Source organism: Gordonia sp. SL306, assembly GCF_026625785.1.
Classification (GTDB): domain Bacteria; phylum Actinomycetota; class Actinomycetes; order Mycobacteriales; family Mycobacteriaceae; genus Gordonia.
The window spans coordinates 2,347,552-2,366,689 of sequence record NZ_CP113063.1 but is presented as its reverse complement, the minus strand read 5'-3'; the positions used below and the strand labels follow the sequence as shown (position 1 = coordinate 2,366,689).

Genomic DNA, 19,138 nt, shown 5'->3' with positions numbered 1-19,138 from the left:
TGTGACGTATCGCCCGGGTACCCGTGGGAGCATTTTCACGCGGTCACGAGACCCCGCGGGGGTCGACGACACCGACGATCCGTTCGAGGTCCTCGACCGAGCCGAACTCCACCACGATCTTGCCTTTTCGCTTCCCGAGACTGACTGTAACCCTCGTGTCCAGACGGTCCGACAGCCGCTCGGCGACGTCCTGCAGACCGGGCATCTGCATGGGCTTGCGCTTGGCAGGGGAGGGCGCCGCCGGATCCCGGTCGCCCCGATTCGAGAGGGTGACCGCCTCCTCGGTGGCGCGGACCGACATACCCTCCGCCACGATCCGGGCGGCCAGCGCTTCCTGGGCGTCACTTCCGGTCTCGAGGGAGAGCAGTGCGCGCGCGTGACCGGCCGACAGCACGCCCGCCGCGACCCGTCGCTGGACCGGGACCGGCAGCTTGAGTAGCCGGATCATGTTCGTGATCAGCGGACGCGATCGGCCGAGGCGATTCGCCAGTTCCTCGTGGGTGACGCCGAATTCATCGAGCAGCTGCTGATACGCGGCGGCCTCTTCCAACGGATTGAGCTGCGCGCGGTGGATGTTCTCCAGCAGCGCATCACGCAGCATGTCCGCATCGGCGGTCTCACGAACGATCGCGGGCAACGCATCGAGGCCGGCTTCTTGACCGGCACGCCAGCGCCGCTCACCCATCACGAGCTGGTACAGAACACCGTCGTCGGTGGGCGCCGACAGACGTCGCACGACGATGGGCTGCATCAGCCCGAATTCCTTGATGGAGTGCACGAGCTCCGCCAGCGCATCCTCATCGAACACCGTGCGCGGCTGTTGCGGATTGGGTTGGATCTGCGCCGGCGGAATCTCGCGGTAGACCGCGCCCATGTCGTTTGAGTTCGGCGCGGTGGCATCCGATGCGGTGCCGTCAGATGTCGGGCGATCCGACGCACCACTCTCTGCGGTGGCGCCGGGGGAGCCCGGGCGATCGGACGACACGCCTGGAGTGGTTCTACCGATCACCACATCCGCCGCAGCCGAACCGAGACGTGGACCGCTCGGCTCGTCACCTTCGGGCGGACCGGTGGGGATCAGCGCGGCCAGACCACGCCCGAGTCCGCCTCGACGCTGTGCAGTATCTCGCTGACTCACTGCTGTCCTCTCGCTGGATACACCGGGAGTATCGGCGACTGCCGCCGCACCATGATTTCGAATCCTATCCGGACCGACCGACTGTGGGCCGTATGCAGGGAAATGGTCGAACAGAGCGTGTTCGCCGAGGTGGCGCCGCTCATCATTGCGCCGCGCCCCGTAGCGCCAGCTCTCTGCAGGCGTCCAGATAGCTCATCGATCCACGTGAACCCGGGTCGTATTCGATGATGGTCATCCCGAATCCGGGGGCCTCGGAGACCTTCACGCTTCGCGGGATGATCGCCTTCAGCACCTTGTCTCCGAAGTGATTGCGCACCTCGTCGGCGACCTGATCGGCGAGCTTGGTCCTGCCGTCGTACATGGTGAGCACCACGGTCGAGACATGCAGCGCCGGATTGAGATGTGCCTGCACCAGCTCGATGTTGCGGAGCAGCTGGCCGACTCCCTCGAGCGCGTAGTACTCGCACTGAATAGGGATGAGCACCTCTTTGGCCGCCACCATCGCGTTGACCGTCAGCAGTCCGAGGGACGGCGGGCAATCGATCAGTACGTAGTCGACGTCGAGGTCTCGTAGCGTGTCCTCGTTCAATGCGTTGCGGAGCCGGTTTTCCCGAGCGACCAACGAGACCAGTTCGATCTCGGCACCAGCCAGGTCGAGCGTGGCAGGAACGCACAGGAGCCGATCGTTGTTGGGACTCTTCTGGGTCGCCTCGGCGAGCGTCACCTCGCCCAGTAGGAGTTCGTAGACCGACGCGATGTCCGGAGCGCGATGATCGATCCCGAGGGCGGTACTCGCGTTGCCCTGGGGATCGAGATCGACGACCAGGACGCCGAGTCCATGCAGAGCCAGTCCCGCTGCCAGATTCACCGCGGTGGTGGTCTTGCCGACGCCACCCTTCTGATTGGCAATGGTGAGGATCCGCGTCTTAGGCGGCCGCGGGAGTTGACCGGCGCCACCGGGCGTGAGGACCTGACTCGCTCGCGCGGCCGCGGCGGCTATCGGGGTGTCATGGAACTCGGGTCGTGGTGTCTGGGGGACTGGGGTCGGCGGGGTAGGGGAGCCGCCACCGACGATGGTTTCACGTGAAACACTCGGGTCCTGATCGACCACGCTTGGACTCCTTCGCCCGACTTCGTAACCTTCGGCAACCTGCCCCGCGTGGGCATCACGATGATCCGCGGCTTCTGATGCCGCCGACCGATCACCGGTCTGCCGTCTATTCTGCGCCCTCCGTGGACTCCACACCAATCCGGTCACCTCTTCTTGTTGCGTGTTCGCGAACGCTTTCCGGAACCCCCGCCGATGCGCCTTTTGGTCCCGATAACCACCGTCGTCGGGACATCCAGGACGCCTTTGCCGCACTCGTCCACCCTCAGGTTGGTGATTCCCGATCGACCAACGAGGTCGCGGTCGCGGTCAATCTCCTCCCGGGCGGACGCTCCCTTGATTGCCACCATTCTGCCGTCTTCTCGGACCAGGGGTCCGCACCACTTGGCCAAGCGCTCGAGCGGCGCGACGGCACGGGAAGTCACCACATCGGCTTCACCCACCGACGCGCGGATCGCCTTCTCTTCGGCACGCCCGCGGACGACGGTCACGTCGAGGTCCAGCTCCGCAACGATTCTCCGCAGGAAATCACTCCGTCGGAGAAGCGGCTCCACGAGCGTCACAGACAGATCGGGCCGGGCAATCGCGAGGGGAATACCCGGGAGCCCCGCACCGCTCCCGATGTCGACAACTGTCTCGCCTTCGATGATCACGTCTCCGATGACCCCACAGTTGAGGATGTGCCTGTCCCACAGACGAGGTACCTCCCGTGGCCCGATCAGACCAAGAACCACGCCATCGCCGGCCAGCGCCTCGTGATACTTCTCGGCGATCTCCAGGCGGTCACCGAAGACGGTGCCAGCCTCCGGGGGAGCGGGCTGTCGGTTGTCCGCCTCGCTAGGTTCCACGTGAAACATCCTTTCATCGGCAACGCTGGAGCTGGCTCTGTTTCACGTGAAACCAACCATGGGCCTCCGTCCACGCGTTTCACGTGAAACAGGGGAGCAATCGTGGCCGTGAACTACATCGATGTGATTACTGGTCCCGGATACAACAAAGTCCCGGCCGCAACCGGGACTTCGTCGTATGCGTTCACAACACTAGCTGGACCGCAGCACCACCACACGGCGCTTGGGCTCGGCGCCCTCGCTCTCGCTCACCACGCCGTCGACAGCAGCCACAGCGTCGTGCACAATCTTCCGCTCAAACGGAGTCATCGGGTCCAACTCCTCGCGGACACCCGACTCACGGACACGCTCAGCCACCTCGGTACCGATCCGGGCCAGACGGTCGCGACGATCCGCACGCCACCGCGCGATGTCCAGCATCAGCCGGCTCCGATCGCCCGTCGCCTGCTGCACCGCCAGACGCGTCAGCTCCTGCAGCGCGTCGAGTACCTCACCCTTGCGGCCGACGAGCTTCGTCAGATCGTCGCCACCATCGATACTCACGATCGCGCGGTCACCGTCGACGTCGAGATCGATATCGCCGTCGAAGTCGAGAACGTCGAGAAGCTGCTCGAGGTAATCGCCGGCGATCTCACCTTCTTCGACCAGACGCTCCTCGTCGTCGACCTCATCAACCTCGTCGTCATCAGAGTCATCGTCCGTGTCGTCATCCGACTCGTCCGCATCATCGGCAGCGCTTGTCTCGGCATCGTCGGCGGTCGGAGCTTCTCCCGCACCGGCGTCTGTCCCGGCCGTCTCTGTCCCAGCCGTCTCGGCATCCGACGTCCCCGCACCCGACGCCTCGGCACCCGACGTCTCGACCACACCGCTGTCGCTGACCTCATCGGCCGACTGCGTGGCGTCGTCGCGGATCTCCTGCTCGTCCTGTGCAGCGGTCTCTGCTGTCATCTCAATTCCACCTAACTCTGCTTCTGATCAACGTCTCTGGTGCCACCCGCGAAGGGGGAGGGGAGTGGCTGCCCTCGCTCAGTGGCGTCCGCCGGGACGGCCACCCTTCTTACGTTTCGAATTGCCCTTACGGTTCTTGCCCGCGACGTGGGCGGTACCGGACTTCTGGGCGGCCGGGGCCTTCTGACCGGCGGGAGCCTTCTGGCCACCGGACTCGCCAGTAGCGCCGGTGTTCACACTCTTCGTCGTCGCGCCATCCCCGTCGACGCTCGACGCCGACTCGTCGGAGGCCGCGCTCGAGTCCGAGTCGGACGTCGCAGCGTCGTCGGGCCCGGTGGCCGTCGACGATGCCGGGGCAGCCTTCGCACGACGATCCGGACGGAGCCACCGCTGCAGACCGCTCAGCGGGCCTGCCGACGTCGCAACCGTCGCTGCGGGCGCCGCCGCCGATTCCGCCTCGTCCCCGTTTACGTCCGACTCACCCTTGGCGAGTTTTCGACCAGGATCGGGGCGCGCGCCCGGCTTGGGCGCGTTGGCTTTCTGCTTCTCCTGTTTCTCGAGCTTCGCGGCTTCTTCTTCCTTCGCGATGCGACCGAAGACGAGGTGCTGCTGGCCGTAGGTCCAGATGTTGTTACTCATCCAGTACAGGAGGATGGCCACCGGGAAGAACGGACCGGTCGCCAGGATGCCCAGCGGGAAGACGTACAGCGCGAGCATGTTCATCATGCGGGTCTGCGGATTCTCGAGAGCCGCCTCGGGCTGACGAGCCACCGAGGCTCGCGAGTTCATGTGCGTCGCGATCGACGCGATGATCATCATCGGGATCACCACGATCACGATCTGGCCGCGAGTGAAGTCGATGGGTGACCCCGGCTCGACGAACGCAGCCCACTCGGCCTTCGGCTGGGTGATGAACGATGACAGCGGCACGCCGAACAGGCGGGCGTCGAGGAAGTTCTGGACCAGCTCCGGGCTGAACGCGTAGTTGCCGTACTGCCGGGTCTCCTCGGGCGACATCCCCAACTGACCCATGCCGGTCGCCATCCGGTTGAAGGACCGCAACACGTGGAACAAGCCGATGAACACCGGGACCTGCAGCAGCATCGGCAAGCAGCCGAGCAGGGGATTGAACCCGTGCTCCTTCTGCAGCTTCTGCATCTCCTCGGTCATCTTGACGCGATCCTTGGCGTACTTCTTACGGATCGCCTGGAGCTGAGGATTGATCTCCTGCATCTTCTTCGTGGTGCGGATCTGCTTCACGAAGGGCTTGTACAAAATGGCGCGCAGGGTGAACACGAGGAACACCACCGACAGCGCCCAGGCCACACCGTTGCCTCCCGGGGTATCCGGCGTGATCTCGGCGAACAGCCAATGCCAGACCCACATGATCCAGGAGACCGGATAGTAGATGAAGTTGAGCACGGGTCAGTTACCCCTAACCTCTGACGGTGTGTTTTCGGTGGCTCTGAACAGGTCCCGGAACCCACGTTCGGGTACCGGGTCGTAGCCGGGTTTGTGCCACGGGCCGCATTTGAGCAGCCGCACGATCGACAACCACCCGCCATAGACGAATCCATGGCGGGTGAGGGCCTCGACGGCATATGCCGAACACGTCGGCTCGAAGCGGCACGTGGGAAGCCGCAGTGGGGAGACCCAGGTGCGGTACAGCTCGATCAGGAAGATGATGATCCGCCGCGGCAGAAGGTAGAACCACCGCGTGGGTGTTCTCTGTTCGGCCCCGTTGTCGGAATCTGTCATCGCAATGCCTGACGGTCGGAAGGGTCGAAGGCTTCCCGGACTCGGCGCCGCGACAGCGCGTCGGCGATTTGTTCCGAGAGTTCGATGCTGCTGAGTTCCGCGGTCGACCTGCGGGCCCTGATGACCATCATGGTCTGAGGAATCCGGAAATCAGCACGGCGCTGTTGAAAGGCTGCACGGAGTCGGCGTGCCACCCGATGACGAATGACTGCATTGCCGACGGTCTTGCTCACGATCAGCCCCAGCCACGGCCCACCGACAGTGGCGACGTCACGATCGCGCGCACCGCCGGGGCCGTTTGTCGACCCCGCGAGCGGGAGAACATGGATGACGAGGTCACGCGTAGTCACCCGCACACCGGTCTTCAGCGTGCGATCGAAGTCGGATCCTCGAGAGATCCGATGCGCAGCAGCCACCATCGATACCAGCGACCGGCGATGTCGAGGACACCGCCGGTGTTGTCGCTGTGGAATCAGGCGGTGAGCTTTGCGCGGCCCTTGCTGCGGCGACCGTTGACGATGGCGCGGCCGGCGCGGGTGCGCATCCGCAACCGGAAACCGTGGACGCGCGAGCGACGACGGTTGTTGGGCTGGAAAGTCCGCTTTCCCTTGGCCATGGGTGACTCCTTGTGCTCCTGCGTGGCGCCGCGCCGACTGCACGCGCGAACCACATCCTTCTTGGTGGTCTTCTGATCCCGGTGCGGTGCCGAACTGGTGTCGGTTGGGCGTCCGTGGATGTACCGACCTCCCCCGAACGCTCTCGGGATCGACCACCACATGACCACAGGCCACCGCGCAAATACGCAACCTGGATGACCAGTCGAGACTACTGAGTACGACCGAGCAAATCAAACGAGCGCAAGGCAAACACCGCCTCACGTGACGTCGCACACAGGTCAGCCCGCGTGGACCACGATCCGGCTGCACAATCGGGGTGACTTAATCCGCCGATTCACTTTGTCGGCGGGACTGCACTCTGTTAACTTCGGGCGCAGAGTCAACGAAGAGACGATTCAGTGGACCCTTCCGGCCGCCAGAGCACTCAACGTACCCCCAGATCTGTACACAGCTGTGGACAACCATGTGGACAACTCATGGCAGGGTGCGGCATGGTGACATCCTCATGACCGACGCTGGTCGTTGTTCCGGCAGGAGGGCCTGGCTTCTTATGAGTGATGGACCGTCGAGTGGTGCCCCGCTGAACGATGCACTGCTGAACGATGCACTGTCGAGTGATGCACTGTGATGAGTGATCGCGATACGTTCAGCGAGGTCTGGCAGAGCGTGGTGGCCGAGCTCAACAACGACGCCGCCGCCCACGACCACGAACCGTTGACCCGCCAGCAGAAGGCCTGGCTCTCGCTCGTCCAGCCGCTCACCCTCGCCGAGGGGTTCGCTCTGCTCACCGTGCCGACGCCGTTGGTCCAGGAACAGATCGAGCGCAATCTCCGCGACACCATCCGGTCGGCGCTGAGCAGGCACCTCGGCCAGCCCGTCGATCTCGGCGTCCGCATCTCCACACCGGTCGTCGAGGAGCCGCTACCCGAACCGGTCGCTCAGATGTCCGAACGGTCCGATCCCGCGGTCGCCACCGTCGCTCCGCCCCCTCCCACCCAGAGCGGCTTCGACGGACGGCCCGAACGCGCGTCCACCTCGGAGCCCGCGGACTGGTCGACCTACTTCGCCGAGCGGCCGACCTCCGGGCAGTCGCCGTCCAGTGCCAACCTCAGTCCCAAGTACACCTTCGACACCTTCGTCATCGGGGCGTCGAACCGATTCGCACACGCGTCGGCCGTCGCGGTCGCCGAGGCTCCGGCCCGCGCTTACAACCCGCTGTTCATCTGGGGCGAGTCCGGGCTCGGCAAGACCCACCTCCTGCATGCGGCGGGTCACTACGCGCAACGCCTGTTTCCCGGGATGCGGGTGAAGTACGTCTCCACCGAAGAGTTCACCAACGACTTCATCAACTCCCTTCGTGACGACCGGCGGGTCGCGTTCAAACGCCGCTACCGCGACGTCGACGTCCTGCTCGTCGACGACATCCAGTTCCTGATCGGCAAAGAAGGTATCCAGGAAGAGTTCTTCCACACCTTCAACACGCTGCACAACGCCAGCAAGCAGATCGTCGTCTCGTCTGATCGGCCACCGAAACAGCTTGCGACACTGGAGGACCGGCTCCGAACTCGATTCGAGTGGGGGCTGATCACCGATGTCCAGCCGCCCGACCTCGAGACCCGGATCGCGATCCTGCGCAAGAAGGCGCAGATGGACAACATCGCGGTGCCCGACGACGTGCTCGAACTCATCGCGTCAAAGATCGAACGCAACATCCGTGAACTCGAGGGCGCTCTCATCCGGGTGACCGCCTTCGCCTCCCTCAACAACGCCGACCTCGACAAGTCGCTCGCCGAGGTCGTCCTGCAGGCACTGCTGCCCAATTCCGGGACCCTCGAGGTCAGTGCGGCCAGCATCCTGGCGATCACCGCCGAGTACTTCGACATCTCCGTCGAGGAACTCCGCGGCCCCGGCAAGACCCGATCGATCGCACAGGCACGACAGATCTCCATGTATCTCTGCCGCGAATTGACCGACCTCTCACTCCCGAAGATCGGCGAGACGTTCGATCGAGACCACACCACGGTCATGTACGCCGAGCGCAAGATCCGCAAGGAGATGGCCGAGCGACGCAAGGTCTACGACCACGTCCAGGAGCTCACCGCGCGCATCAAACAACGCGCCGTCTGAACCACTCCGGTAGTAACTCTCGACTCGAACCACAGAGTTTGTCATGCCCGGATCCGCTGGATCCGTGTCGATTCGGCGACCGATTGTTGTCATCACCAGCTGTGGACAACCCTCGGGATAACCGGCCTCCACTTGTGCACCGAACGTGGAGAGAGGTTGAACAGTCGTGGGATTCCACATGACCGGGCGAACGCCTCGACAGATATCCACCGCACGTCCACAACCGCCGGCCCGCCGTGACCAGCCACGATCAGCGTTCGTACACAGATCCACAGGCCCTATTACTGTCATGGATCCTTCTCTAGAGAATCTCTTCTAAAAGAAGGGACTGTGCACAGTGAGCGTCGGAACACGATCACCGCCACGACATCGCCACGTTCAGTTCCCCCCAACACCTCCCCGTCTGGCACCCTCGTTCTACAGTGGAATCCCCACCCGGAATCCCATTCGCACGAGCGAGCGGTATTCGGGCGGGAATCCCCATGCGAATCGCTCACCGCACTCGCGCCGGGTCGATCCGGATCGGTGCTCTGCGGATTCGGGTGGGCGTGACGAGAGTCAGCAGACAGAGAAGGGCAACCACCCAGCATGAAGTTCCGTGTCGCGCGTGACGAGTTCGCAGATTCCGTTGCCTGGGTGGCCCGCAGCCTGCCGGCGCGTCCGCCGGTCCCCGTGCTCGGATGCGTCGTCCTGACCGTCGGCGATTCGGGCGCCGGGAACGCAGAGAGCGGGCCCAATGGCGGCGGTTTGGAAGTCTCCGGCTTCGACTACGAGGTCTCCGCGCAGGAGACCGTCGCGGCAGAGGTCGCCGAGCCCGGCAAGGTGCTCGTCTCAGGGCGTCTGCTCGCCGATATCACCAAGGCTCTGCCGAACAAACCGGTCGACGTGAGCCTCGACGGCACCCGCGTGGCCATCGCCTGCGGCAGCGCCAAGTTCTCACTGCCGACGATGCCCGTCGAGGATTACCCGGAACTGCCGACCCCGCCGTCGGTCACCGGAACCATCCCCGCCCAGATCTTCGCCGAGGCGATCGGCCAGGTGGCGGTCGCCGCCGGCCGTGACGACACGCTGCCGATGTTGACCGGTGTCCGCGTCGAGATCGAGGGCAACCGCGTCGTGCTGGCCGCCACCGACCGGTTCCGCCTCGCCGTCCGCGAATTGGAGTGGGATCCGACCGCTCCCGACACCTCCGGTGCGGTGCTGGTGCCGGCAAAGACACTCTCCGAGAGCGCCCGTACCGCGGGATCCGAGTCCACGGGACAGATCTCGCTGGCATTCGGCACCGGATCCGGCATCGGCGGCGAGGGAATCCTCGGCATCCTGGGGGAGACCAAGCGCACCACCACCCGTTTGCTCGACGCCGAGTTCCCGAAGTTCCGTCAGCTGCTCCCGGCCAGTCACACCGCCATCGCGACCATCGAGAGCGCACCGCTGATCGAGGCGATCAAGCGTGTCGCGCTCGTCGCCGAGCGCGGGGCGCAGGTGCGGATGGAGTTCAGCGAGGGCACCTTGCTGCTCACCGCAGGTGGCGACGAGGCAGGCAAGGCCGAGGAAGAACTCGCCGTGCAGTTCCACGGTGAGCCCCTGACGATCGCATTCAACCCCGGCTACCTGCAGGATGGGCTCTCCGCCATCGGCGTCGCGTCGGTGGATTTCGGATTCACCACGCCGAGCCGGCCTGCGGTGTTGCGTCCGTCGACCGGTGAGGAGCCGGTGGCCGACGAATCGGGCGCCTACGTCGCCCCGGACAGCGTGTTCACCTACCTGCTGATGCCGGTTCGTCTCCCCGGCTGATCCGCGGATCCGTCCATTTTCCAAGCTCCACCGAGCGGAGGGTCGTCGATGCAACTCGGACTGGTCGGTCTCGGGAAGATGGGTGCCAACATGCGCACCCGGATCCAGGAGGCGGGACATCACGTCGTGGGTTACGACCCACGACCGGAGGTCTCCGACGTCGCCTCCCTCGCCGACATGGTCGGTGCTCTCGAGGCGCCGCGGGTGATCTGGGTGATGGTGCCGTCCGGAGATCCGACGCGTACCACCGTCACTCGACTGGCTGATCTACTCGAGGACGGTGACCTGGTCATCGACGGTGGAAACTCCAAGTACACCGATGACCTGCCGAACGCACAGGCCTTGGGAGCCAAGGGAATCGGATACATCGACTGCGGTGTGTCCGGCGGTGTCTGGGGCCTGGAGAACGGCTACGGACTGATGGTCGGCGGTAGCGACGAGGACGTCGAACGAGCCATGCCGATCTTCGACGCGCTGCGGCCGCCGGGGGAACGTGCCGACGGTTTCGCCCATGCGGGCCCGGTCGGCGCCGGGCACTACGCCAAGATGGTCCACAACGGCGTCGAGTACGGGCTCATGCATGCCTATGGCGAGGGGTACGAACTTCTCTGCGCCGAGCCGCTGATCACCGATGTCGAGGGCACCCTCCGGGCCTGGACCCAGGGGACGGTTGTCCGGTCCTGGCTGCTGGAACTGCTGGTGCGGGCGCTCCAGGAGGATCCTGGATTCTCCGAGATCTCCGACTACACCACGGATTCCGGCGAGGGACGGTGGACCGTCGAGGAAGCCATCCGGCATTCGGTACCGGCCAACGTCATCTCGGCCGCGCTGTTCGCGCGATTCGCGTCTCGTCAGGATCAGGGATCACCCGCGCTGAAGGCGGTGTCCGCGTTGCGCAACCAGTTCGGCGGACATGCGGTGACCGACAAGCAGGGGCGTTCGGTCGGCGAAACCGGTACGCCTGCCGCGGATTGACGTGTACGTTCGCGACCTGCGTCTGCGTGACTTCCGGTCCTGGGGCGAGATCGATCTGACCCTGCGCCCCGAACCCACCATTTTCGTGGGCCGCAACGGATTCGGCAAGACCAACCTCCTCGAGGCCGTCTTCTATCTGGCACATCTGAGATCACACCGGGTGAGCTCCGACGCTCCGCTCGTCCACAGCGGCGCCGACGCCGCCCTGGTCACGGCGACGGTGGAGAACGCCGGCCGTGAGCTCACCGTGCAGTTGCAGATCAAGGCCGACGGTGCCAACAAGGCGACTGTCAACGGCAGCCCCTCGCGTCGGTCCCGTGACATTCTCGGGATCCTGCGCGCGGTGATGTTCGCACCCGAAGACCTGATGTTGATCCGGGGGGACCCCTCCGAACGACGACGCTTCATCGACGAGTTGGTGGCACAGCGCGGACCACGTTGGGCGGCAACACGTTCCGACTACGATCGGGTTCTCCGTCAGCGTTCGGCGCTACTCAAGACCGCAGGTGCGGCGCTCCGGCGTGGTGGTTCGGACGCGGATTCGGTGATCAGCACTCTCGACGTGTGGGACGGTCAGCTCGCCGATCTGGGCGGTCAGGTCACCGCGGCGCGGATCGAGGTGCTGCGCGCGCTGACCCCCCACGTCACCGAGTCGTATGCGGCGATTGCACCGCATTCACGTCCGGCGACCTTGTCCTATCGTGCCGCCGCCGGATCCGACGTGGTCCCGCCCGACGATGCGCCGGTGTCGGCCGACGAGATCGGTGCGATTCTGCTGGCCCGGCTCGGCGAACTTCGCAGCAAGGAGATCGACCGCGGGGTCAGTCTGGTCGGTCCGCACCGTGACGACATCGACATCGTGCTCGGCGACGACGTGGCGAAGGGGTTCGCGAGTCACGGTGAGTCGTGGTCGCTGGCGCTGGCATTGAGACTCGGATCCGTGGAACTCGTGCGGGCGGACGGCGTGGAACCGGTGATCATGCTCGACGATGTATTCGCCGAGCTCGATGCTCAGCGTCGTGCGCAACTCGTGGCATTCACCGAATCCGCTGAACAGCTGCTGGTGACCGCAGCCGTTGCCGACGACATCCCGTCGGCGATCGCGGGTCGGCGCGTCAATGTCGGCGTGACGGAGGAGAATGGTCCTCGACGCTCGGTCGTGAGCGGCGACGACATCGGGGAGGGCGGCACATGAGCGACGATCCCGCGGTACCCGAACGGTCGTCCTCACCTGCGCCCTCGTCGGGTTACGAACTCGCGCGACAGGCCCTCGAAGAAGCCCGGGCGGCCGCGCGGGCTGCCGGTAAGTCGGTCGGCCAGGGACGTTCCTCACCGATCACGGGTCCGCGACGCAACGCGGGCAGGCGACGGCGATGGTCCGGATCCGGTCCAGACGGCCGCGATCCGCAGCCGCTGGGACGGCTCGCAGGCCATATCGCCAAGGAACGTGGCTGGCAGCCGCATATCGGGCAAGGCACCCTGTTCGGGATGTGGGAGCAGATCGTCGGCACCGACATCGCCGCACATGCGCAGCCGACTACGTTGGGCGACAACGTCTTACACATCCAGGCGGAGTCGACGGCCTGGGCCACCCAGCTGCGGTACATGCAGTCGACCATCCTGGCGAAGATCGCTGCCGCCGTCGGTGACGGCATGGTGACCAGTCTGCGGATCACCGGGCCGAAGGCGCCGTCGTGGCGCAAGGGTCCCCGGCACATCTCCGGTCGCGGTCCCCGAGACACCTACGGCTGAGACCTGGGCACCCGGCAGCCACGCCACGCCTAGCAGATTCCGAACCGCAAAGCGAGGTCAGCTTTCCCCCAGACCGTAGATTTGCCACCGAGGCACAATCGGACCGGCATCGGCCGAAAAAAATCGATCTACGCGGACGGTAGCGGCCCCGGATACCCGTTTCTGTTCGGGTCAGGCAGTACTATGTAGTAGTTGTCCCGACAGGGGTGGACGTCAGCCGGTCTCCGGGCCCGGGCTGTATACCGATCTCGTCCGCGCACCGGCGCGGATCAGGTTGTCGTGTGTCCACTGCTGCGGGTATCACCGAGACAGAAGGAGCGGACGCAACTCGTGGCCGACACCAACGACACCAATCAGTCCGACAGCGCTGCGGCGAAGAAGAGCCGCAAGCCGAAGAAGTCGGGCGAGTACGGCGCCGATTCGATCAGCATCCTCGAAGGTCTCGAAGCCGTCCGGAAGCGACCCGGTATGTACATCGGGTCGACCGGCGAGCGAGGGCTGCACCACCTGATCTGGGAGGTCGTCGACAACTCGGTCGACGAGGCGATGGCCGGGCATGCGAGCCGCGTGGACGTCACCCTCCTCGAGGACGGCGGCGTCCAGGTCGTCGACGACGGTCGTGGCATTCCGGTGGACATGCACAAGACGGGCGTACCCACCGTCGAGGTGGTCATGACCCAACTCCACGCAGGCGGCAAGTTCGATTCCGAGGCGTACGCCGTCTCCGGTGGTCTCCACGGCGTGGGCATCTCGGTGGTCAATGCGCTGTCGACAAAAGTCGAACTCGAGATCAACTACGGCGGATACCACTGGGACCAGACGTACGACTATGCAAAGCCGGGTCCCCTCAACCAGGGCGAGGCCACCCGCAAGACCGGTACCACCGTCCGGTTCTGGCCGGATGCCAAGATCTTCGAGTCCACCACGTTCAGTGCGGAGACGATCGCGCGTCGTCTCCAGGAGATGGCCTTCCTCAACAAGGGCCTGACCATCACCCTCACCGACAATCGTCTCAGTGACGAAGCTGCGGTCGCCGAGGCCGAGATGGACGAGGGCGACGATTCGGCCGAGAGCATCAAGTCGGAGGCAGAGAAGGCGCAGAAGGCGGCCAAGGTCCGCACCCGCACCTATCACTATGCCGACGGCCTGATCGACTACATCAAGCACCTGAATCGCACCAAGAACGCGATCCACGCCTCGGTGATCGGGTTCACCGCCAAGGGCACCGGGCACGAGCTCGAGATCGCGATGCAGTGGAATGCCGGCTATTCGGAGTCGGTGCACACGTTCGCGAACACGATCAACACCCATGAGGGTGGCACCCACGAAGAAGGTTTCCGCGCGGCGCTCACCAGCACGGTCAACAAGTACGCCTACGACAAGAAGCTCCTCAAGGAGAAGGACGGCAAGCTGACCGGCGACGACATCCGCGAAGGTCTTGCGGCGGTCATCTCGGTGAAGGTCGGCGACCCGCAGTTCGAGGGCCAGACCAAGACCAAGCTCGGCAACACCGAGGTCAAGAGCTTTGTGCAGAAGACCTGCAACGAGCATCTCGGCCACTGGTTCGAGGCCAATCCCGCCGAGGCGAAGACCATCGTCAAGAAGGCGGTCGACTCGGCGCAAGCACGTCTCGCGGCCCGAAAGGCACGAGAGTTGGTGCGGCGCAAGACCGCAACCGATATCGGCGGGCTGCCCGGCAAGCTCGCCGACTGCCGCAGCAACGATCCCAGCAAGTGTGAGGTCTACATCGTCGAGGGCGACTCGGCCGGTGGCAGTGCCAAGTCCGGCCGAGACTCGATGTACCAGGCGATCCTGCCGTTGCGCGGCAAGATCATCAACGTCGAGAAGGCACGCATCGATCGGGTGCTGAAGAACACCGAGGTCCAGTCGATCATCACGGCGTTCGGTACCGGCATCCATGACGAGTTCGATCTCGCCAAGCTGCGGTATCACAAGATCGTGCTGATGGCCGACGCCGACGTCGACGGCCAGCACATCTCGACGTTGCTGCTCACTCTGCTGTTCCGGTTCATGCGGCCCCTCGTCGAACACGGACACGTCTTTCTCGCGCAGCCCCCGCTGTACAAACTGAAGTGGCAGAAGAGCGATCCGGAGTTCGCCTACTCCGACCGCGAGCGCGACGGACTTCTCGAGGCCGGGCGTGCTGCGGGCCGGAAGATCAACGTCGACGACGGCATCCAGCGTTACAAGGGCCTTGGCGAGATGAATGCCAAGGAGTTGTGGGAGACCACGATGGATCCCTCGGTCCGGGTGCTTCGTCAGGTGACGCTCGACGATGCGGCCGCCGCCGACGAATTGTTCTCGATCCTGATGGGAGAGGATGTGGCCGCTCGCCGCAGCTTCATCGCCCGTAACGCCAAAGATGTTCGCTTCCTGGATGTCTGACCACGCTTCGCCGGCTGCTGTGCCGGTCGAGGTGCGAGGCGCGCCCGCGGTGAGCCTCGAAACCCTTTGTGAGAAGGAAACTTCATGACTGACACCACGCTGCCACCTGCCGACGGGGCCGGGGACCGGATCGAACCGGTCGACCTCGGCCAGGAGATGCAGAACAGCTACATCGACTACGCGATGAGCGTGATCGTCGGCCGCGCGCTCCCGGAGGTTCGCGACGGCCTCAAGCCGGTGCACCGCAGACTGCTCTACGCATCCTTCGATGCCGGGTTCCGGCCCGATCGCAGTTACGTGAAATCGGCGAAACCCGTTGCCGAGACGATGGGTAACTATCACCCCCACGGTGACACCGCGATCTATGACGCGCTGGTGCGTCTCGCCCAGCCGTGGTCGATGCGCTATCCCCTCATCGACGGGCAGGGCAATTTCGGTTCGCGTGGTAACGACGGCGCGGCCGCGATGCGTTACACCGAGGCTCGCCTCACCCCGTTGGCGATGGAGATGCTGCGCGACATCGACAAGGAGACAGTCGATTTCACGCCCAACTACGACGGTAAGACCAACGAGCCGACCGTCCTGCCGTCGCGGATACCGAACCTGCTGATCAACGGTTCGGGTGGCATCGCGGTGGGTATGGCCACCAACATCCCGCCGCACAACCTCAATGAGGTTGCCGCCGCGGTTTTCTGGGCCCTCGACAACCCGGAGGCGGATGACGAGGCGCTGCTGGCGGCCTGCATGGATTGCGTCAAGGGACCGGATTTCCCCACGGCGGCACTCATCGTCGGCGGACAGGGAATCAAGGATGCCTACACCACCGGCCGTGGCAGCGTCCGGATGCGCAGCGTCGTCGACATCGAGGAGAACAAGGGCACCACGACCCTCGTCGTCACCGAACTGCCGTATCAGGTCAACCCGGACAACCTGATCCAGTCGATCGCCGAACAGGTCAACGAAGGAAAACTCAAGGGCATCAGCCGGATCGAGGATCAGTCCTCGGACCGCGTGGGTATGCGCATCGTGGTCACCCTGCGCCGCGATGCCGTCGCCAAGGTGGTCCTGAACAACCTGTACAAGCACAGTCAGCTGCAGACCAGCTTCGGCGTGAACATGCTGTCGATCGTCGACGGTGTGCCGCGCACCCTGCGCCTCGATCAGATGATCCGGTACTACGTGGAACATCAGATCGACGTGATCGTGCGCCGGACGCGGTACCTGTTGCGCAAGGCCGAGGAACGCGCCCACATCTTGCGTGGTCTGGTCAAGGCGCTCGACGCGCTCGACGAGGTCATCGCGCTGATCCGTGCGTCGGCCAACACCGAGTCTGCGCGCACCGGGTTGATGGATCTGCTGGAGATCGATGAGATCCAGGCAGACGCGATCCTCGCGATGCAGCTGCGTCGGCTGTCGGCGTTGGAGCGCCAGAAGATCGTCGACGAACTCGCGGAGATCGAGCGAGAGATCGCCGATTACCAGGACATCTTGGCCAAGCCGGAGCGGCAGCGGGCCATCGTCCGCGATGAGCTGACCGAGGTCGTCGAGAAGTACGGGGACGACCGCCGGACCAAGATCATCGCGGCCGACGGTGACGTCTCCGATGAGGATCTGATCGCCCGCGAAGACGTCGTCGTCACGATCACCGAGACCGGCTACGCGAAACGTACGCGAACCGACCTCTACCGCAGCCAGCGCCGCGGCGGCAAGGGTGTGCAGGGAGCCGGGCTCAAGCAGGACGACATCGTCAAGCACTTCTTCGTCAGCTCGACCCACGACTGGATCCTGTTCTTCACCACCAAGGGCCGTGTGTACCGCGCCAAGGCGTACGAGTTGCCCGAGGCCAACCGCACCGCTCGTGGTCAGCACGTCGCCAACCTCCTGGCTTTCCAGCCGGAGGAGCGGATCGCGCAGGTCATCCAGCTCAAGACCTATCAGGACGCGCCGTATCTGGTGCTCGCGACGCGCAACGGGCTGGTGAAGAAGTCGAAGCTCGAGGACTTCGACTCGAACCGTTCCGGTGGTATTGCCGCGATCAATCTACGGGGTGAGGACGAACTGGTCGGCGCACAGTTGTGCAGTGCCGATGACGATCTGCTGCTCGTGTCGCAGAAGGGGCAGTCGATCCGTTTCCACGCCGATGACGAGGCGCTGCGGCCGATGGGTCGGCAGACCTCCGGTGTGCAAGGCATGCGATTCAACGGCGACGACGAGCTCCTGTCGCTCAATGTGGTCCGAGAGGGCACTTACCTCCTCGTCGCGACCTCGGGCGGCTACGCCAAGAGGACCGCGATGGACGACTATCCCGTCCAGGGACGCGGCGGCAAGGGTGTGCTGACCATCCAGCACGACCGCAGGCGCGGCGAGATCGTCGGTGCGCTGATCGTCGACGACGATTCGGAGCTGTACGCGATCACCTCGGGTGGCGGCGTCATCCGGACCGGCGCCAAGCAGGTCCGACGTGCTGGTCGGCAGACCAAGGGCGTGCGTCTGATGAACCTCGGCGAGGGCACAACCTTGCTCGCGATCGCCCGCAATGCCGACGAACCGGACGAGGATCCAGAAGCATCGGCGGGTCCCGGCAAGTAGCGTCCGGGCTCGGAGACCGGTAGCAGTTAGTGTGGGTCATACGACCACCGAATGAGGGAATTGCCAGTGAGCTCACCGAACACACCGGACGACAAGAAGCCGACAAACGGGGATGTCGGTCCTCACGCGGCTTCCGGTCCGGGTGCACAGGCGCCCGGATCCGGAGGCGAGCCCAATTCGCACGGGCCCGGTACTGGACCGCAGGGGAGTGGTCCGGGAGGTCTCGTCCCGCCGTGGCAGCGTGGTCCCAACGGCAGCGGTACAGCTCAGGCGCCCACCGGACCCAACGGTTCGCCGCAGCACGGCGAGGGTCCGAACGGCACCGCACATCAGCCTGGCCCGCCGCCGCGAGGCATCGTCAGTGCCACTGCTGCCGCCAGTATGGCCGGCCAGCAGGCGCCGATCACCAAACTGGATGATCCTCGTGGCGATTCCGCCGCCTCGAACTTCCGGGGCGAATCGAGCGGTCCGCGGGGAAGCACCGCCACGGCCACCGACGAATCGACGGAGAAGTTCGTCGAGTCGCCGACCAGGAACATCGAGCGCAACGATCTGCCCGGCGAGAAGTTGCCGAATCTGGATGCCATTCACCATGTGAACGCACAGCCGGCAGCGCAGCAGACCGCGGCGCGGTCGGCTCCCACGTCGATCGGTGGCAGGCCTCTGCGGGCGGCGGTCCAAATCCGCCGTATCGACCCCTGGGCGACCTTCAAGATCGCCGCAGTGCTGTCGGTGGCCGGCTTCCTGATCTGGATGATCTCGGTGGCGGTGCTGTATCTGATCCTCGACGGCATGGGCGTGTGGGATCAGGTCAACAGTTCGTTCGGCACCTTGGTGACCGCGGACGGATCCAGCAGCGAAGGCGACATCATCGGGGCGGGCTCGGTGTTCGGCTGGGCTGTCCTGCTCGGCGCCATCAACGCGATCCTGCTGACCGCGCTGGCGACCATCGGTGCCTACATCTACAACCTGTGCGCCGACATGATCGGCGGCGCAGAGGTGACACTCGCCGACCTGGATTGACCGTGACGCCTCGTTCGTCGGTCGAGTAGCGACCGACGAAGGAGCCGCGGTCCCC

The 19,138-nt window shown here is 64.9% G+C and carries 16 protein-coding genes; 8 read left to right on the top strand and 8 right to left on the bottom strand.

Translation table 11 applies throughout. From position 1 onward, the window contains the following. Positions 1 to 43: 43 nt before the first annotated feature. From OVA31_RS10835 to rpmH, 8 genes are all read right to left on the bottom strand, one after another. On the bottom strand, positions 44 to 1,138 hold the full coding sequence (locus OVA31_RS10835) for a ParB/RepB/Spo0J family partition protein (protein WP_267631092.1): 1,095 nt from the start codon (positions 1,136 to 1,138) through the stop codon (positions 44 to 46). Between the two features lie 142 nt (positions 1,139 to 1,280). Further along, the gene (locus OVA31_RS10830; protein WP_324290214.1) at positions 1,281 to 2,249 is read right to left on the bottom strand and encodes a ParA family protein; all 969 of its coding nucleotides are present in this window, start codon (positions 2,247 to 2,249) and stop codon (positions 1,281 to 1,283) included. A gap of 143 nt (positions 2,250 to 2,392) precedes the next feature. After that, on the bottom strand, positions 2,393 to 3,103 hold the full coding sequence (gene rsmG / locus OVA31_RS10825; RefSeq protein WP_267631091.1) for a 16S rRNA (guanine(527)-N(7))-methyltransferase RsmG: 711 nt from the start codon (positions 3,101 to 3,103) through the stop codon (positions 2,393 to 2,395). Between the two features lie 183 nt (positions 3,104 to 3,286). Continuing rightward, the gene (locus tag OVA31_RS10820) at positions 3,287 to 4,042 is read right to left on the bottom strand and encodes a protein jag (RefSeq protein WP_267631090.1); all 756 of its coding nucleotides are present in this window, start codon (positions 4,040 to 4,042) and stop codon (positions 3,287 to 3,289) included. Between the two features lie 78 nt (positions 4,043 to 4,120). Beyond that, complete coding sequence (gene yidC / locus OVA31_RS10815) at positions 4,121 to 5,464, bottom strand: membrane protein insertase YidC (protein ID WP_267631089.1); 1,344 nt, start codon at positions 5,462 to 5,464, stop codon at positions 4,121 to 4,123. A 3-nt stretch (positions 5,465 to 5,467) separates the two neighbouring features. Next, positions 5,468 to 5,800 (bottom strand): membrane protein insertion efficiency factor YidD, encoded by a 333-nt coding sequence (gene yidD, locus OVA31_RS10810; RefSeq protein ID WP_267631088.1) that lies wholly within the window; start codon positions 5,798 to 5,800, stop codon positions 5,468 to 5,470. Then, the gene (gene rnpA / locus OVA31_RS10805) at positions 5,797 to 6,219 is read right to left on the bottom strand and encodes a ribonuclease P protein component (RefSeq protein ID WP_267631087.1); all 423 of its coding nucleotides are present in this window, start codon (positions 6,217 to 6,219) and stop codon (positions 5,797 to 5,799) included. The genes yidD and rnpA overlap by 4 nt, the downstream gene beginning before the upstream one ends. A 53-nt stretch (positions 6,220 to 6,272) precedes the next feature. Further along, on the bottom strand, positions 6,273 to 6,416 hold the full coding sequence (gene rpmH / locus OVA31_RS10800; RefSeq protein ID WP_124709456.1) for a 50S ribosomal protein L34: 144 nt from the start codon (positions 6,414 to 6,416) through the stop codon (positions 6,273 to 6,275). A 625-nt stretch (positions 6,417 to 7,041) separates the two neighbouring features. Between rpmH and dnaA the strand changes: the two genes are divergently transcribed. The 8 genes from dnaA (at position 7,042) to OVA31_RS10760 (ending at position 19,083) form a co-directional block, all read left to right on the top strand. Beyond that, positions 7,042 to 8,544, top strand: a complete 1,503-nt coding sequence (dnaA, locus tag OVA31_RS10795) for a chromosomal replication initiator protein DnaA (protein ID WP_267631086.1) — start codon at positions 7,042 to 7,044, stop codon at positions 8,542 to 8,544. Between the two features lie 588 nt (positions 8,545 to 9,132). Continuing rightward, positions 9,133 to 10,338 carry a DNA polymerase III subunit beta gene (gene dnaN, locus OVA31_RS10790; protein ID WP_267631085.1) on the top strand — a complete coding sequence of 402 codons (1,206 nt, stop codon included), beginning with the start codon at positions 9,133 to 9,135 and terminating at the stop codon, positions 10,336 to 10,338. 48 nt (positions 10,339 to 10,386) lie between these two features. Next, positions 10,387 to 11,313: a phosphogluconate dehydrogenase (NAD(+)-dependent, decarboxylating) gene (gene gnd / locus OVA31_RS10785; protein ID WP_267631084.1), complete on the top strand. Its 927-nt coding sequence runs from the start codon at positions 10,387 to 10,389 to the stop codon at positions 11,311 to 11,313. 1 nt (position 11,314) lies between these two features. Next, positions 11,315 to 12,508, top strand: a complete 1,194-nt coding sequence (recF, locus tag OVA31_RS10780; protein ID WP_267631083.1) for a DNA replication/repair protein RecF — start codon at positions 11,315 to 11,317, stop codon at positions 12,506 to 12,508. Continuing rightward, positions 12,505 to 13,065 carry a DUF721 family protein gene (locus OVA31_RS10775; RefSeq protein WP_267631082.1) on the top strand — a complete coding sequence of 187 codons (561 nt, stop codon included), beginning with the start codon at positions 12,505 to 12,507 and terminating at the stop codon, positions 13,063 to 13,065. The genes recF and OVA31_RS10775 overlap by 4 nt, the downstream gene beginning before the upstream one ends. 330 nt (positions 13,066 to 13,395) lie before the next feature. Next, on the top strand, positions 13,396 to 15,471 hold the full coding sequence (gyrB, locus tag OVA31_RS10770; protein WP_267631081.1) for a DNA topoisomerase (ATP-hydrolyzing) subunit B: 2,076 nt from the start codon (positions 13,396 to 13,398) through the stop codon (positions 15,469 to 15,471). A gap of 84 nt (positions 15,472 to 15,555) precedes the next feature. After that, a complete protein-coding gene (gene gyrA / locus OVA31_RS10765; RefSeq protein WP_267631080.1) occupies positions 15,556 to 18,060 on the top strand; it encodes a DNA gyrase subunit A in 2,505 nt (834 codons plus the stop codon). Between the two features lie 66 nt (positions 18,061 to 18,126). Further along, the gene (locus tag OVA31_RS10760; protein ID WP_267631079.1) at positions 18,127 to 19,083 is read left to right on the top strand and encodes a DUF3566 domain-containing protein; all 957 of its coding nucleotides are present in this window, start codon (positions 18,127 to 18,129) and stop codon (positions 19,081 to 19,083) included. Positions 19,084 to 19,138 lie beyond the last annotated feature (55 nt).